The sequence below is a fragment of the Saccharothrix espanaensis DSM 44229 genome, from assembly GCF_000328705.1.
Taxonomy (GTDB): Bacteria; Actinomycetota; Actinomycetes; order Mycobacteriales; family Pseudonocardiaceae; genus Actinosynnema; species Actinosynnema espanaense.
In genome coordinates, this window is sequence record NC_019673.1 from 61,025 (window position 1) to 76,817 (window position 15,793).

11 protein-coding genes and 1 pseudogene are annotated in these 15,793 nt (G+C 73.3%); 6 read left to right on the forward strand and 6 right to left on the reverse strand.

The features are described from left to right. Positions 1–595 precede the first annotated feature (595 nt). Together BN6_RS43125 and BN6_RS00295 are read left to right on the forward strand one after the other, a co-directional pair. The gene (locus BN6_RS43125; protein WP_231904915.1) at positions 596–1,546 is read left to right on the forward strand and encodes a sensor histidine kinase; all 951 of its coding nucleotides are present in this window, start codon (positions 596–598) and stop codon (positions 1,544–1,546) included. Further along, positions 1,428–2,072 (forward strand): response regulator transcription factor, encoded by a 645-nt coding sequence (locus BN6_RS00295; RefSeq protein WP_231905491.1) that lies wholly within the window; start codon positions 1,428–1,430, stop codon positions 2,070–2,072. Before BN6_RS43125 ends, BN6_RS00295 begins: the two co-directional genes overlap by 119 nt. A gap of 197 nt (positions 2,073–2,269) precedes the next feature. Here the strand turns inward: BN6_RS00295 and BN6_RS00300 are convergent, their stop codons facing one another. Beyond that, complete coding sequence (locus BN6_RS00300) at positions 2,270–2,644, reverse strand: hypothetical protein (RefSeq protein ID WP_015097510.1); 375 nt, start codon at positions 2,642–2,644, stop codon at positions 2,270–2,272. A 371-nt stretch (positions 2,645–3,015) separates the two neighbouring features. On the opposite strand from BN6_RS00300, the gene gmd reads away from it, so the two are divergent. Continuing rightward, entirely contained in the window at positions 3,016–4,005 is a 990-nt protein-coding gene (gmd, locus tag BN6_RS00305) for a GDP-mannose 4,6-dehydratase (protein WP_015097511.1), read from the forward strand. Further along, positions 4,002–4,895 carry an FkbM family methyltransferase gene (locus BN6_RS00310; RefSeq protein ID WP_015097512.1) on the forward strand — a complete coding sequence of 298 codons (894 nt, stop codon included), beginning with the start codon at positions 4,002–4,004 and terminating at the stop codon, positions 4,893–4,895. The genes gmd and BN6_RS00310 overlap by 4 nt, the downstream gene beginning before the upstream one ends. 60 nt (positions 4,896–4,955) lie before the next feature. Here the strand turns inward: BN6_RS00310 and BN6_RS00315 are convergent, their stop codons facing one another. The 5 genes from BN6_RS00315 to BN6_RS00335 form a co-directional block, all read right to left on the reverse strand. Further along, on the reverse strand, positions 4,956–7,367 hold the full coding sequence (locus BN6_RS00315) for a glycosyltransferase family 4 protein (RefSeq protein WP_231904917.1): 2,412 nt from the start codon (positions 7,365–7,367) through the stop codon (positions 4,956–4,958). Continuing rightward, on the reverse strand, positions 7,358–8,518 hold the full coding sequence (locus BN6_RS00320; RefSeq protein WP_015097514.1) for a methyltransferase domain-containing protein: 1,161 nt from the start codon (positions 8,516–8,518) through the stop codon (positions 7,358–7,360). The genes BN6_RS00315 and BN6_RS00320 overlap by 10 nt, the downstream gene beginning before the upstream one ends. Before the next feature lie 91 nt (positions 8,519–8,609). Continuing rightward, positions 8,610–9,908: an alginate O-acetyltransferase AlgX-related protein gene (locus BN6_RS00325; protein ID WP_015097515.1), complete on the reverse strand. Its 1,299-nt coding sequence runs from the start codon at positions 9,906–9,908 to the stop codon at positions 8,610–8,612. Further along, the gene (locus BN6_RS00330) at positions 9,905–12,250 is read right to left on the reverse strand and encodes a glycosyltransferase (RefSeq protein WP_015097516.1); all 2,346 of its coding nucleotides are present in this window, start codon (positions 12,248–12,250) and stop codon (positions 9,905–9,907) included. The genes BN6_RS00325 and BN6_RS00330 overlap by 4 nt, the downstream gene beginning before the upstream one ends. Then, positions 12,243–13,445: a hypothetical protein gene (locus BN6_RS00335; RefSeq protein WP_015097517.1), complete on the reverse strand. Its 1,203-nt coding sequence runs from the start codon at positions 13,443–13,445 to the stop codon at positions 12,243–12,245. The genes BN6_RS00330 and BN6_RS00335 overlap by 8 nt, the downstream gene beginning before the upstream one ends. A 440-nt stretch (positions 13,446–13,885) precedes the next feature. Between BN6_RS00335 and BN6_RS41435 the strand changes: the two genes are divergently transcribed. Together BN6_RS41435 and BN6_RS50095 are read left to right on the forward strand one after the other, a co-directional pair. Beyond that, a complete protein-coding gene (locus BN6_RS41435; RefSeq protein WP_051075402.1) occupies positions 13,886–15,247 on the forward strand; it encodes a hypothetical protein in 1,362 nt (453 codons plus the stop codon). Between the two features lie 63 nt (positions 15,248–15,310). After that, positions 15,311–15,778: pseudogene (locus BN6_RS50095) on the forward strand (hypothetical protein); the annotation flags it as partial. Positions 15,779–15,793 lie beyond the last annotated feature (15 nt).

Here is a 15,793-nt window from a genome sequence, read left to right on the forward strand (position 1 = left end):
GCAGGTGACCTCGCGTCACCGGCCCTCCGGCGGCCTCGGGCCGTCGGCCGCCGCCACTGGTCACCGGACCGCGCCGACGGTGTCGGGGGCGGGCTCCCCGGACGGCGGCCGGCGGGCTCGGCGTTCGTCGGGCGGGCGGTCGTCGCCTGGGCCGGGTCGCGTGGCGTCGCGGGATCCGGCGGGTGGCGCTCGAACGGTGACCAGTGGCGGTGCGGGGCCCTGGGCGGCCCGGTGGTGATGGGGTTGGAACGGCCCCGGCCCGAGGGGGAGGGGGCCGGGACCGTTCCGGCTCTGGGGTGGGTGTCGGTCAGCCGACGCCCGTGCGGGGCGACCCTGGGGCGAGGGCCGCTCCCGTGGTCTTCGTGAAGTTCACGGGGCGGAAAATTTCGCAGTCCGACCCCTCGGATCAAGCTCGCTACCTCCTCCGAGTGGACTTCTTCACCCGGAGCGGTGGCCGTGGGGGTCGGCGGCGGTGGCCGTGGGCGGCGGTGCGGCGGTGGGGGCGGAGGGCTGCCGGGGTACGACCGGTGTCGTACTCGGGGAGCACGCCCGCAGGACGATGTCGTCGCTGGTGGCGCTCCCGTACGGTCGTGCCGTGGCTTGGCTGGCGTGGGTGTGGTTCGCGGCGACGTTCGTGCCGCTGTTCTGGCGTCGCCGCTACCCGGTCGCCGTCATCGCGGTCACCGGGGTGTCCACGTGGCTCTACTACGTCACCGGCCACTGGGGCCCGCTGATCGTCGTCCCGGCGTTCGCGCTCCTCTCGCTGCGCCGGGTGCGCATCGCCGAACGCCGGGACCGCCGCATGGAGGAGGAACGCCTCCGGATCGCCCGCGAGGTGCACGACGTGGTCGCGCACAGCCTCGCCATGATCAACGTCCAGGCCGGTGTCGCGGCGCACGTCGCCGACCGCCGCCCGGAGGAGGCCGTGAAGGCGCTCAAGGCCATCAAGGAAGCCTCCGGCCACGCCTTGGACGACCTGCGCGCGACGCTCGGCGTCCTGCGCACCGGCGAGGGCGTCACGCCGGTGCCCTCGCTGTCCCGGCTGGCCGAGCTGGTCGGCCCGGTCCCGAAGGCGCGCGTGGTGGGCGAGCCGGGCGAGCTGCCGGCCCCGGTGGACGCGGCGGCGTACCGGGTGGTGCAGGAGTCGCTCACCAACGCCCTGCGCTACGCCCCGGACGCGACCGCGATCACGATCACGTTCACCCGGGTCGAGCCGGTGCGGGGTGCGGCGGGGCGGCTGGAGATCTCGGTGCGCGACGACGGCACGGACACCGCGCAGGCGGCGCAGGGCGCGGGGTCGGGGCTGCGCGGTATGCGGGAGCGGGTGGCGGCCCTGGGCGGTGGGCTGGAGGCCGGTCCCCGGCCGGGGGGCGGGTTCGAGGTGCGTGCGGTTCTGCCGTGGGAGGTGGCGCGTGATCAGGGTGGTGCTGGCCGACGACCAGGTGCTGGTGCGGGCGGGGTTCCGCCTGCTGCTGGACACGGAGGACGGGTTCGAGGTGGTCGGCGAGGCCGGCGACGGGGCGGAGGCGCTGCTGCTGGCGCGTGAGCACCGGCCGGACGTCGTGGTGATGGACATCCGGATGCCCGGTGTGGACGGGCTGACCGCGACCCGGGACATCTGCGCCGAGCTGCCGGACGTGAAGGTCCTCGTGCTGACCACGTTCGACGTCGACCAGTACGTGTTCGAGGCGCTGCGCGGCGGCGCGTCGGGGTTCCTGCTCAAGGACGCCGACCCGGTCGAGCTGCTGCGCGCCCTGACCGTGGTGGCGCGGGGGGACGCGCTGCTCGCGCCGAGCGTCACCCGTCGCCTGATCGAGGAGTTCGCCGCTCGTCCGGAGCACCGCCGACCGGATCCGAAAGCGCTGCGTGAACTCACCGCCCGGGAACGGGAGATCCTGGCCCTGGTGGCGGGTGGCCTCTCCAACGACGAGATCGCCGAACACCTGGTCATCAGCCCGGCGACTTCGCGGACTCACGTGAGCCGGGTGATGACGAAACTGGCCGCGCGGGATCGGGCACAACTCGTCGTGCTCGCCTACGAATCGGGTTTGGTGCGCGTCCGAAGGCCATAACCCGACAGTATGAGGAATTGTTATACCTCTGGTAACCCAGGGTATTGGTCGTATTGGTCACCCATTCCGGCGACTCCGGTACAAGGGTGCATATGCTCGTTACGGAAAGCGAGCGGACACCGATAAAAATGTACGGAGGGTGACCAACCCGAGAAGCCCCGCGTTGTTCGCGCGGGGCGGGCGGATGGGAGCGGAAGTCAGGCGATCGCGCCCGGCGGCAGCTTCAGCTTGAACGGCAGGGTCGTCACCACGGCCAGATCCGACGCGGTCCGCTTCATCAGCGTGGGCGCGTTGCGGGACCCGGGCTCGGGCAGGTCGAGCAGCCGGTCGACGGCCTCGACCAGCGGGCCCTCGTAGATCCAGACCGCCTGCGCGGCCCGCGTGCTGTCCCGAACCGCAGGTAGGCGGCCTGCGCGCGCCTCGGTCTCGGACCAGAACAGGATCGAGTCGATGAACCCTCTGCGTTGCTTGAACGCCATGATGCGATCGAGCTGTCCGTCCTCGTCCCGGAGGTGGAGGAACTGGAAACCGCTCTCGCGCAGCTCGATGACCTTGCTCAGTGCGAGATCCATGGCGCACCTACCTCTGTATCTGAGGTCCCCTAGCAGGCACAGGTCTGATGACCTGAAAAAGATCGTACGGCAAGCGCACAATCCGCCATAGGGCCTAGGTGGACGATGTGGTCTCAATGCGAGGACGATCGCTGTCTTTTCGATACGGACCGCAGCGTCCAAAGCGTGCGCGCCGAAAATGTGACCGCTCCCAAAGTGACCAGGCTCACAGCAAGCCACATCTGCTTCTCCGGTCTTCGGGGATGTCATCACCACAAGAGACGCCGCGCATGGCAAGGGGGTTGCCTGCCGCCCGCGCGACCAACCCCTGTCCCGACCGGCCCGCCCGGATCGGGTGAAGGCGGCGACGCGCCCACGGCTATCCTGGCGCGGTGGCGCGTGCATTGATCACCGGTATCACCGGTCAGGACGGCCGTTATCTCGCCGAGCTCCTGCACAGCAAGGGGTACGAGGTCTTCGGCCTGGTCAAGGGGCAGAGCAACCCGCGCGCCGAGCTGGTGCAGCAGGAACTGCCGTTCGTCGAGGTGGTCTCGGCCGACCTCCAGGACCTGACCAGCCTCATCTCCGCCGTCGAGCAGACCCAGCCGGACGAGGTGTACAACCTCGCGGCCATCTCGTTCGTGGCGCTGAGCTTCAAGCAGGCCGAGCTGACCTCGAACGTCACCGGCCTGGGCGTCCTGCGGATGCTGGAGGCCATCCGGATGGCGGGCGGCAGCACCAACAACCCGATCCGCTTCTACCAGGCGTCCAGCTCCGAGATGTTCGGCAAGGTGCGGGAGACGCCGCAGCGCGAGACGACCCCGTTCTACCCGCGGTCGCCGTACGGCGTGGCCAAGGTCTTCGGCCACGACATCACGGTCAACTACCGCGACAGCTACCACCTCTACGCCTGCTCCGGGATCCTGTTCAACCACGAGTCGCCGCGCCGCGGGCTGGAGTTCGTCACCCGCAAGATCACCAACGCGGTGGCCCGGATCAAGCTCGGCCTGCAGGACACGCTGGCGCTGGGCGACCTCGAACCGCGCCGCGACTGGGGCTTCGCCGGCGACTACGTGCAGGCCATGTGGCAGATGCTCCAGCAGGACGAGCCCGACGACTACGTGATCGCGACCGGCCGCACGCACCGGGTGCGCGACTTCGTGCACGCCGCGTTCGCCCACGCGGGCATCGAGGACTGGGAGAAGCACGTCACCCAGGACCCGCGCTTCTTCCGCCCGGCCGAGGTCGACCTGCTGGTCGGCGACGCGTCCAAGGCGCACGAGAAGCTGGGCTGGAAGCCCGAGGTGGAGTTCGCCGAACTGGTCGCGATGATGGTCGACCACGACCTCGAAGTGGAAGCACGCAAGGCCGGCCGGCAGTGATCTCGTACGCGCAGAACGGCGAGGACGTCGTCCTCGCGCGGCTGTTCGGCGAGCGGTCCACCGGCCGGTACGTCGACGTCGGCGCGGCCGACGCGGTCAAGGACTCGGTCACCAAGCACTTCTACGACCTGGGCTGGCGCGGCATCAACGTCGAGCCGATCCCGGAGCACGCCGAGAAGCTGCGCGAGGCCCGCCCGGAGGACGTGACGCTGGCCGTCGCGCTGGGCGCGGCCGGCGGCACCGCCACCCTGCACGTCGTGGAGGACCGCTCCGGCTGGTCCACCCTGGACACCGACCTGGCCACCGGCTACCGCGCCGAGTTCAAGGTGGTCGAGATCGAGGTCGAGGTGCGCACGCTCGCCGACGTGCTCGACGAGCACCCGGGCCCGGTCGACTTCCTCAAGATCGACGTCGAGGGCGCGGAGCGGGCCGTCATCGAGGGCGCGGACTGGGCCCGGCACGCGCCGCGGGTGGTCGTGGTCGAGGCGACCGAGCCCGGCTCGCCGACGCCCAACCACGAGGGCTGGGAGCCGCTGATGCTCGCGGCCGGCTACGTGTTCGTGCTGTTCGACGGGCTCAACCGGTTCTACGCGCGGGAGTCCGACGCCGAGGCGCGCCGGGTGCTCGCCGCGCCCGCGAACGTGTTCGACGAGTTCGTGCCGGCCGACCTGGTCGAGCCGGTCGACCAGCGCGCCGCCCGGGTGGCCGAGGTCGGCTACATCCGGCGGATGGAGGACGCCCTGCGCGAGGCGCAGGAGGCGCGGGTCGAGGACGCCGCCCGGATCGAGGAGCTGCGCGCCGCGCTGCGCGAGGCCGAGCAGCAGGTGGCGCGCTCGGACCGGCGGCTGGCCGCGCTGGAAGCCCGCCTGGTCGAGCTGGAGAACCGCTGACCCGACCCGCGCGAGCGGGCCGGGCCCCCGAATCACCGCCCCCGAACCACCGCCCGGGACTCACCGCCCGGCGGTCAGCCTCCGGTGCACGCCGCCGAGGTGCCTGCCCTCGGCGTAGATGGTCCTGATCCGGTCGCGCATCAGCGCGCCGACGGCCTCCGCGCCGCTGTGCGCCCGGATCGCCTGCTGCGCCCGCGCACCCATCCGCGCCCGCAGCGCCGGGCTGTCGGCGAGCCGCCGCAACCACTGGCCGGCCTGCGCCACGTCCGGCTCCGCCCACAGCTGGCCCGGCCGGTACCAGTCGGCGAACCGGTCGTCGTAGCGGTGGTCCTTCGCGGTGATCCGGCGGATGTCGTACCCGACGGTCGCCGCCGCGCCGGGCGGCATGAAGTCGGTGTTGCCGCCGTAGCCGGTGGCCACCACCGGTTTGCCGAGCAGCATCGCCTCCGCCATGCCCATCCCGAAGCCCTCGGAGCGGTGCAGCGACGCGTACACGTCGCACGACGCCAGCAGCGAGTCCATCTCGGCGCGGCTGAGGTTCTCGGCGATCAACGTCCCCCCGACGCTCGCGACGGCGTCGCTCAGCGCGGCGGCCATCAGCGGGAAGATGTCCAGGTCGACGGCCTTAATCACCAGCTGCGCGGTGGTGCCGCGCTCGTCGGCCGAGAACGCCCGGCGGAACGCGTCGATCACGCCCCACGGGTTCTTCCGGGCGTCGCTGGAGGACGCGCTGAAGGTGAACAGCACCACGAACGCGTCCTCGGCCAGCCCGAACCGCGCCCGGTCCGGTGCCGTCGACACCTCCGGGATCACCGTGGGCACCACCATGATCGGGATGTCGGTGACCGTGCGGAACGTGTCGGCGATGAACGACGAGAGCACCCACAGCTCGTCCAGCCTGGGCAGCTGGGCCAGCGTGTAGTCCAGGATCTCCGGCAGCTCCCACGCCCACAGCGCGATCGTGTAGCGGTCCAGCGCCGAGTCCGGGATGAGCTGGAACTCGTTGAGGTTGACCATCCACAGGTCGACCGGGTAGTCCTTGCCGCCGCGCAGCTCGGCGATCCGGGGCGGCACGGTGACCGTCCGGACCGGTGCGCGCGAGTTGAACTCGGTGAAGGTCAGGCCCGCGTCGGTGCCCGCCAGCGCCAGCGCGGCCCGCCGGAACGACTCGGACAGCCCGGTGGTGGCCCGCATGTCGCCGAACAGGTTCGCGCCCGGGACCGCGATGTCCAGCGGCGCGGTCACGTCCGCCGGCACCGCCGCCCGTGCGACCTGCGGCACGTGGTCGGCCGACGCCTCCAGCGCCGCCCGGTACTGCCGGGCGACCACCGGCCAGGACGCGTTGGCCGCGACCCAGCCCCGGGCCAGCCGGCCCGCCGCGCGCACCTCGCCGGGCTCGACGATCATCCGCTCCATCAGCGCGGCCAGCGCCTCGGCCTCGGCCTGCGGCTCCAGCGGCACCCGGAAGCAGAACCGCTCGTCGTGGTGCCGGTTCTGCGGCAGGTCGCTGGTGATCACCGCCCGGCCCGCGCCGAACGCCCGCATCATCACCGCGCTGGTCTCCCCGGCCGTCGGCCAGCGCAGGTTCACCACCGCGTCGGACGCGCCGATCAGCCGCTCGAAGTCGTCCTTGGCCGGGCTGAGCACCACCTCCACGGACTGCTCCAGCCCGTACTGCTCCATGGCCCGCACCACGTCGGCGTGCACGTCCGGGTAGTCCACGTGCCCGGCGATCAGCAGCCGGGCGTGCGGCCACCGCCGGCGCGCCTGCGCGAACGCCAGCACCACCACCAGGATCCGCTTGATCCGGTTGAACCCGCCGAACACGCCGAACACCACGTGCTCGTCGGTCCAGCCGAACCGGGACCGCACGGCGGCGCGCTCGGTGTCGTCGCGCACCGGCGCGCCGGAGTTGACGACGGACACCGGCAGCGCCGGGTACCGCTCGCGCAGCCGCGCCGCCGTGAACGGGTCGTGCACGATGACGCCCTTGCTCGCGGCGAGCAGCCGCCGCTCCATGGTCATCGTCATGGCGTCGAGGTACCGGGTGCCGTCCGCCTCGACCGCCGGCCACCCGTGCAGCAGGGCCGGGTCGTGGACGTCGCCCCAGATGGGGCCGTGCGCGTAGACCAGTTCGTCGCGGAACCCGGGGGTGCCGATCCCGCCGTGGAAGCCCTGCTGGAAGTCCAGCAGGGAGGTGTCGTGCAGCACCACCACGCCCGGCTCGGCCAGCGCCCGCCGGTAGATCCACGAGTGCACGCCCGAGTGGTTGCCCATCTGGTAGACCGGCAGCCCGGTCGCCTCGGCGGGCGGGACCACCGGCACCGGCGCCACCACGTCGGCCGACCGCGACACGGCGGTCAGCGACACCTCGTCGGCCAGCGGGCCGAGCAGCTCGTAGGTGTAGTCCGAGATCCCGCTGCGCTCGGGCGGCAGCGGGCTCCACATGCCCACCCGCATGGTCACACCCACGCCAGCAGGCAGTACCGGCCGGCCCGCGCCGCGTCGGTGGTGGCGGCGGTGACCGCCGTGGCGGGCCGCCGGTCCGGCGTCGTGGTGGGCCACCCGTCGAGCGGGCCGCCGTCCGGGTAGCGCACCTCGACCCGGGAGAACCCGGCGACCTCGGCCAGGAACCGCAGGAACGTCGGGTGCACCGGCCGCCGGGCGAACGGGTCGACGTGGAAGTCGACCGGGCCGCCGTCCGGGTCGGGCGTCTCCAGCACCAGCACGCCGCCGGGCTTGAGCGAGCGCGCGGCCAGGTCGAAGAACCGGGACAGCTCCGCCGGGTCGTGCCGCTCGGCGAACCGGAACGCGGTGACCGCGCCCAGCGACCGCTTGCCGGCGCGCTCCAGCACGTCCAGCGGGTCGGCCTCGGTCACCGGCAGCCCGAGCTCCGCGCAGTGCTTGACCACGAACGGGTTGGCCGACGCGCCGGACGCGGGCACCTGCGCCGCGCGCAGCACCTCCAGCCACTCGCCGCGGCTGGGCGACACGTCCAGCACCGGCCCGCCGGTCGCCCGCACCACCGGCACGTACGCCTCGCGGCCCGCGCGGACCCGGTCCTCGGGGCCGTCCAGCAGGTGCGCGACCGGGATCTCCAGGTTCGCCGCCCGGTCCGGCACCGCGCCCACCTCGACCTCGGGGGCGGTGGCCCGCGCCCGGTCCAGGAACAGGTCGAGCTGGGCGTGCCGCAGCCGGGTGTCCAGCGCCGCCGAGTCCAGGTCGGCCAGCTTGCGCTCGATCCGGTCCAGCCGCTCGGCCACCTCGTCGGTCGCGGTCTCCCGGTCGACCAGGCGCAGCCGCAGGTCGGTGACCTCGGTGCGGACGCCGCCGATCGCCGCGTACAGCCGCTGGTTGAGGCCCGCCACGATGTTCTGGTCGGCCGCGCGCAGCTGCTCCAGCTCCTCGCCGGTGGCGGCGCGGGCGGCACCGGCACCGCTCTGGCTCAGCGCGTCGACCGCGTCGCGGACCGCGAGGTTGAAGTCGACCTGCCCCTTGAGCTGCCGCTTCCAGAGCAGGCGCAGCAGGAACCGGCCGAACAGGTCCCGTGAGCGCAGCGGCAGGTTGAGGTTCCGGTGCTTCTCCAGGCGGATGATGGCGTCCGCCAGGCGTGCGTGCGACATGGGCCGTCCAACGAAAGATCGAGGGTGAGGTCGCCGAGAGCGGCTGAGGGGCAGTCTAGGCCGGCACCGCGCGCGGGATGGCCGCAACGGGTCAGCGGACCGGCTTCGCCTTGAGCTGCGCGACGATCGTGTCGATGACGACCGGGCTGAGCAGGACCGGCGTGCCGGCCACCAGGCTGCGCTCGGCCACCTCGACGACGACCGCCGTGGTGTCGGCGAGCATCCTCCCGGCGGCCTCGCCCCGGTCGGGCGCGAGCTGCGCGTGGTGCATGATCGTCAGGTCGCAGAACGCGCTGCCCAGGTACTTGGTGGTGCGGGTGGTGAACGAGTCGCCGATCATCCCGACCCGCGGGCCGTACGTGCCGATCCCGGTGGTGGTGTTGAGCCGCAACGGCTTGTCCAGGTCGCGGGGGGTGTCGTCGCGGGTCCGCGAGGTCTTGCCGTCGGGCAGGATCCGGTAGGACAGGCCGGTCGTGGTGCCGGTGCGGCCGATCAGCGGCGGCAGGTCGGCGTCCGACCGCCACGCCGGGCCCTCGTCCACCCGCCACGTCGAGGTCAGGCCGGGCCGCAGCTTCTCGGCGACCCGCCGGGCGGTCACCACCCCGCCCTCCTCGCCCCAGTGCGCGTCGACCGGGCCGTAGACCGGCGTGCCGAGCCGCTCGCCCCAGTCCGCCAGGTCCTGGCGCACGTCCAGGACGTAGTCCTCCCGGGACATCGCGGCCCAGAACTCGTCGACCACCTCGCGGTGGCACTCGCGGCCGGGCAGGTCGGCGGGCAGGTTCTGCGGGTAGAGGGTCGCCTTGTCCGGCGCGACCACCACGACGAACTGCCGGCCGGTCGACGTCACGCCGTCGCGCAGCGTCCGCAGCAGCCGCACGGTCTCGTCGGTGGCCAGCGACTGCGAGCAGTGGCTGGCCAGTTCGTTGCCCAGGTACAGCCAGCCGTTGGTGCCCTCCACGACGTCCGGGAAGGTGACCGGCGGGCGCTTCGGCTTGGGGGCCTTGCTGGTCTCGGTCGGGATGACCGCGCCGGCCTGGTCGGACTTGGGCCGCGCGGGCGGCTCGCCGAACACGCCCCGGCTGATCGCGTCGTAGAGGCCGATCGCCTGCTCGCGCAGCGGCAGGTGGTCGCTCGCCCACGGCTGGAGCTTCTCGATCTCGGTGATCCCGGGGAACCCGGTCAGCGCCCGGTTCTCGAACTCGCGCGGGTGCGCGCCCAGCACGAACGCCACCGCGGGCAGCGTCAGGAACACCACCGCGCAGATCAGCGACACCCGCTGGGTGGCGCCGTGCCGGGGGCGGTGCAGGGCGTGCTCGGTGGGCAGCAGCGACTCGTGCACCGGCGGCAGCACGGTCGCGGCGTCCGGTTCGGCCTCGTGGTGAGCGGTCATCGCCCGTCCAGTATGGCCTCCACCCGGCCCAGCGCGTGCCGGATCGGGCCGGCCGCCGGGCGGAGCAGCCGGCGCGCGGCGCGCACCAGCGGCGGTCGGGGCGGCGGTGGTGGCGGCGGTGTGTTGCGGGCCAGCCACGTCCGGTGCGCGGCGTCGAGGCGGGTGTGCAGCCACGCGGCGGCGACGTCGAACGACCGGGTGCGCAGCAGGTGCTCACGGGCGGCCAGGCCGCGCCGGTGCGCCTCCAGCGGGTCGTCGGCGATCTCGCGCAGGGCGCGCGCGGCGGCGTCCAGGTCGGGCTCGGCCCAGTGGGCGTCGGCCTGGTACGGCAGCCAGCCCGGACCGACGACCGACATGCCGTGCGGGATCGGCCAGCCGACCGAGGCGTTGACGAACTCGGTTGTGCCGCCGTAGTCGGTGGACACGACCGCGAGGCCGCGCATCATCGCCTCCGCGACGGTCAGGCCGAAGCCCTCGCTGCGGTGCAGCGACACGTAGGCGTGGCTGCTCGCGTACAGCTCGGCCAACTCGCCCGCGGTCAGGTACCGCTCGACCAGGGTGATCCGCGGGTCGTCGGCGACCAGCAGCCGCAACCGCTCGGCCGCCCGCGTGTGGAGATGGGAATTCGTCGACTTGACGACCAGCTTCACGTCCGTGCGGCCCGGGAACGCCCGCTGGAACGCCGTCACCACGCCCCACGGGTTCTTGCGCTGCGCGGTGCTGTTGTAGTCGAACGCGAACAGGAAGCCCGTGGTCTCGCCGGGCTCACGCGGCGCGGTGCGCACCAGGCCGCGCTCCACCACCGGGACGGGCACGGTCCGCACCGGGACCGGCGAGTGCGGCTCGATCGCCCGGCGCACGAAGTCGCTGACCGTCCACACCTCGTCCACCAGGTCGAAGTGGTGCATGGTCGGCGGGAAGTCGGCCAGCTCCCACGCCCACAGCCCGATCCGGTACCGGCCGTGCCCCACCTCGGGGTCGGCCTCCAGCAGCGAGCGGGTGAAGTCGCCGTTCACCGTGATCAGGCTGACCGGGTACGTCGGCCGGCCCACCGAGTCCGGCGCGGCCACGCCCGTGCGCACGTTGCCCTTCACCGAGTGCTCGTCCACGACGGACACGTGCGGCACGCCGGCGGCGGCCACCACGTCCAGCATCACCCGGCCCATCTCGCCGATGCCCAGTTCCGCCGTGTGGTAGCCGGCCACGTTCACGCCGAACGCCCGCGTCGGGCCGGCCGGTTCCACCGGCGGGGTCGGCAGCGCCCACACCGGCACGCCCTCGTGCACGCCGTGCCGCCCGCACCAATCGCGGAAGCCGGAGTCAGCGGGGTCCAGTGGGCGCGGGAACGCGACCTGGAGGTCGACCCGGGACAGCCACAAGCCGTGCAGCAGCCGGTTCATGCCCGTCGTGCGCTGCGCGGGCGTCGCGGGGGAGGTGAGCCAGTCGCGGAACGCGGTGCCGTCGAACGCGTGCGGCGGCGGGATGACCGGGGTGTCGTCCAACGGGTCCGGCTCGACCCGCAGCGCCGCCTTGTACACCGCGCGCATCACGTCGTTGATCGGCTCGCCGTCCGGGAACGCGTCGAACGCCGACCGGGTCGTGACCGGGGTGTGCAGGTCGTAGATCCGGCGCCACTCCGGGTGCTCCGAGAGCAGCACGCGGTCGTGGCCCGGCGCGGTCAGCCACGGGTCCTCGTGGCCGGTGAAGTCGACCACCAGCGCCCGGGACGGCTCCCGCTCGTGCAGGTTCCCGGCGGCCACGCCCAGACCCGGGTCGCGCGCCACGTGGTGCGCGAAGAGGGCGGCGGCGTCCCCGACCCACCCGCGCGGGGTCTGCGCGACCAGGTCGGCGCGGGCCCGGTCGGCCCAGAAGTCCACGAACGCCTTCGCGTCCCGGCCCACCGCCACGAGGTTCTCGGTGAACCCGCCCACCTCGCGCGGGTGCCGGCCGTCGTCGGGCAGCGGCCCGAGCAGCCTCGGGACCAGCGTCAGCCCGGCCGGGAAGTCCGGCAGCCGGCCCAGCACCAGCGAGTCCGACCCGAAGTGCACGACCAGGTCGTGCGCGTCGAGCAGCCGGCGGACCAGCAGCGGCGCGGCGAACCGGGCCAGCTCGTCGGCCGTCGCGCAGGTCGCCGCCCGCAGGTACTCCTGCGCCGGGACACCCAGGTCGCGCGCCGCGAGCACGGTGACGCCGGGCAGCTCTCCGGCGTCCTCCCACGCGTCGGCGACCAGCACCACGAAGCCGTGGTCCGGGTGGTGCTCCAGGTAGGAGCGGGCCAGGGCGCTCGCCGCGCCCGGCCCGCCGACCACCACCGCACAGCCGGCGACCCGCCGGTCAGGCATCCACGGCCAGTTGCTCGATCTGCGCCGCCAGCAGGTCGTCGAACGCCTTGGCGACCTTCGCGAGGTCCTTGCCCGTCACCTGGACGCGGACCACGACGTCCTTGGAGATGTAGTGCGCGCGCACCACGCCGAGGCCGTTGCCGGCCGGCGCGGTCTGGAACGCCGTGACGCCCTTGGGCAGCGTGCCGGTGTAGGGCTCCATCGCGTACTTCGCCTGGAGCACGCCCAGCGCGTCCACGGCGGTCTTCGCCTCGGGAGCACCGGTCATCCGCACGGTCAGCACCTGCGTGTACAGCTCGCCGCCGGACACCACCGAGCCGCCCAGCCGGGACCGGCCCGCGCCGGAGGCCTGGAACGTCTCGTTCTCCTCGGCGGTGAGCAGCTTGCCCGCCACCACGTCGGCGAAGTTCTGCACGCCGGACTGGTCCTGGCTCACGCCGGGCAGCTCCGCGACCTCCAGGCCGTCCTTCGGCTTGGTCGTGGTCGTGGTCGGCGGCGCACCGGTGGTCTGCTGCTGGGTCCCGCCGCCGGTCGTCGTGCTGTCCCGGGTGGTGAAGAACCAGATGCCGCCGCCGATCAGCGCCAGCACCACCACGATGCCGACGATCGCCAGCCACTTCTTGCCGCCGCCACCGCCGCTCTCGTCGAACACCTCGGGGCCCTGGGCGATCCAGCTCGGCGTCTGCTCGCCGACCACGCCAAAACCCTGGTCGTTGCCCCACGGCGGGGTGTTCGCCGGGGCCGCGCCACCCCAGCCGCCCGGCTGGGGCTGCTGCGGGGGCATCTGGTTCGGCGGCGGCGCGACCGGGCGCACGTACTGCGTGCGGTCCGCGTCGACCGGCCGCTGCTGCGCGCTGACCACCTGGGTGGCCTCCGGGTTCGCCGCCGGCTGTGGCACCGGAGGCTGCCCCTGCGGCGGCGACAGCGGCGGCTGTGCCACCGGAGGCTGTGCCACCGGCGGCTGGCCGGGCGTCACCACCTGCGTCGCGTCCGGGTTCGGGCCGCCCTGGGGCGGCTGCGAGGCCTCCCAGCGGAACGGCGCGCCGAACGGGCCGTTGGTCTGCGGTGGTTGTTGCGGCGCCGCGCCCGAGGCGGAAGCCAGGAGCTCGTCACGACGCCGGCGGTATTCGTCGGCGCTGATCCGACCCTCCGCCAACGTCCTGTCCAGCTCCGCCAGGTCCTCTTGCCAGGCCATCCGCCCCTCCAAAGTCGCCGCGCGGTCGCCATTGTGGCCTATCGCCCCGCGGCGCTTTCGGGCATCCGCCACTTGTGATGCTGTCGTTGCCGTCGGTGAGCCGGGCTCACGTGCGGCGACCGGCCGGACCGGGCCGCCCCTGGGCTCCTTCTTGGGCTGAACGGCGCAGTGAATTGCTCTGATCAGGGCAATTCCCGGTCGGGTGGACCTTCGTCGGGCGAATCACCGGGCACGACGCTGTGCGGTTCGTCCGCTCCAGTGGTCTTCGCGCTCGTGCCGACCACCGGGCGACGATGTCCTTCAGCGTCCGGAAGACGAGTCGGTAGGCGTCCGGCGGGCGAGTAGTGGTCAGGGGGACCGCGGCTCGCGGGTGCGCCCGTCTTCCAGGGGGAATCGATTTGTCAGCGCTCAGAGCGCGCCTGTCGGCGCGCGTTCCGGTCGTGCTCGTCGCAGCCTTCGCCGCGGTCCTGGGATCGATCCCGGCCGCCCACGCCGGCACCGGGCCGGACCCGGCCCTCGCCGTGCAAGTGCCCACCGGGCCCTACCTGGTGGGGCAGGAGATCCCGATCCGGATCACCGCCGCCAACCGGGGCGACGTGGCCGAGAAGGTCTACGTCGGCACATCGCCCACCTCCGGCTCGTACCTGAGCCTGAGCGGGCTGGGCCCGCTCGCCCACCCCGGCACGACCCTCGCGCCGGGCGCGTCGACCACCGTCGAGGTGACCGGCCGCATCCACCACTGGCAGGGCGTTCCGGTCGTCCGGTTCTCCCTCTACGCCCCGTCCGACGTCGACCGGGGCAACAACGAGGCCGAGGTCCGGCTGCCGTTCACCTCGCCGGACTCCGGCACCGGGACCGCCACCGGGCTCGTCTACGGCGACCGCGACGGCGACCAGGTCGCCGACCCGGGCGAAGGGCTCGCCGGCGTGCGCTTGCAGGCCCACGACGGGGACCTGTCGCACCACTACGTCGTCCGCACCGACGCCCAGGGCCGCTACCGGTTCACCGGGCTGCCGGTCCGGCGGTACCGGCTGTCCGTCGGCCAGGCACCGGACGGGTGGGTGCTGCCGCGCAGCGCTGAAGTCGACGTCGACGGCAACGGCGAGGAGTACGCCGAGCACCGGGCCGTGCGGCCGTTGAGCGACCGGCTCGGCGCGGTGGCCGGGTTCGACCAGGAGCACCACCTGGTCGGCGACCGCGCGCGGGTCTTCGTGACGCTGACCAACAACGGCCCCACCGACATCACCGGCATCAAGGCGGGCTGCGACCGCAGCGGCGGCGAGGGCCCGCACCTGGTCGACCTCGACGTCGGCGACCTGGCCTGGGACCGGCCGGGCGTGACCGTCCCGGCCGGCCAGTCGCGGGTGTACGTGATCAGCGGGACGGTGCCGGCCAAGGCCACCGGCTTCGGCACGGCGAACATCGGCTGCGACTTCGGCCCCGACGGCGACCACGCGCCGGAGGGCTACCCCCGGGTCTTGCCCTACACCCGGGTCGACGCGCCGCGCGCGGACACCTGGCTGGTCTACTACGAGGACCGCGACAACGACACGATCCGCGACCCGGACGAGGCCGTCGTCGACCTGGAGGTCCGGTTGACCGACGCGATCTCCGGCGTCGTCGCGGACACGGCCCGGACCGACGCGCGGGGCCGCGTGGACTTCCGCAACATCCCGGCCGGCCCGTACTGGGCGGTGCTGAACGGCCGGTGGAAGTACGAGCCCCCCAACGGCGGCGGGCTGTACGTCGGCACGTGCGTCCACTGCCGCGGTGGTCAGACGACTGCGGTGCTGCCCTCCTGATCGCCTGCACCTGAAGGCGGCCCCGCCGGCGCGGGGCCGCCTGGTCAGTTGCGCTTGGTCAGGATGGTCGGCCCGACGATCCGCCGGGCGAGCCGCCGCAGCGCGCTCTTGGACCTGCCCTGGGCCGACTCCTCCGCCTCCTCCTCCACCGGGGCGGGCGTCGGCTCCGCCTTCGGTTCCGGTGTGGCGGGCGCGAGCACCTCCGTACCGGCTTCGGAGGATGCGGGCGTCGCGGGTGCGGGCGCGGCTCCTGCCGGCGGGGTGGCGGGCGGTGGGGTGGCGGGCGGCCTGGTGACGGGCGCGAACACGACCGTCGCGGCGTGCGCGGCCGCGTTCTGGACCGGGGACACCGGTGCCGGGGGTTCCTCGACGGGCCGGGCGACCGGCTGGGAGGCAATCGCCTCCTTGACCTCGGCCACCGGTTGGGCCACGACCGACTGGCCATTGGCGGCCGGCGGCACGACCGGCTTCGGCGGAACGGCCACCGGTGGCACGGACTTCACCGGCACGGACTTCACCGGCACGGACTTCACCGGCACGACCTTC